At 55.5% G+C, this 524-nt stretch carries 1 pseudogene; it reads left to right on the forward strand.

Going from position 1 to position 524, the window contains the following annotated elements:
• A pseudogene (locus tag K5E19_RS23915) lies at positions 1–496 on the forward strand (SPFH domain-containing protein); the annotation flags it as partial.
• Between the last annotated feature and the right edge of the window lie 28 nt (positions 497–524).

Genomic DNA, 524 nt, shown 5'->3' on the forward strand with positions numbered 1-524 from the left:
GCATATCGTTGATGAAGCGACCAATCCGTGGGGGATTAAAGTCACCCGTATCGAAATCCGCGACGTGCGCCCACCGGCAGAACTGATTTCGTCGATGAACGCCCAGATGAAAGCCGAGCGAACCAAACGTGCATACATTCTTGAGGCCGAAGGGGTGCGTCAGGCGGAGATCCTGAAAGCCGAAGGGGAGAAACAGTCGCAAATCCTGAAAGCCTAAGGGGAACGCCAGTCGGCCTTCTTACAGGCAGAAGCCCGTGAACGTTCCGCCGAGGCAGAAGCACGCGCCACCCAGATGGTGTCCGAGGCCATCGCGGCCGGTGATATCCAGGCAATTAACTACTTCGTGGCGCAGAAATACACCGATGCGCTGCAGAAAATTGGCTCCGCCAACAATAGCAAAGTGGTGATGATGCCGCTGGAAGCCAGCAGCCTGATGGGCTCTATCGCCGCGATCGCGGAGCTTATCAAGAATAGCGGAGATGAGCGCAAAAAATGATTGAGATGATTGCAGCACACCCTCATGT

Origin of the sequence: Enterobacter sp. RIT637 (assembly GCF_019718755.1) — a bacterium.
GTDB lineage: Bacteria > Pseudomonadota > Gammaproteobacteria > Enterobacterales > Enterobacteriaceae > Enterobacter.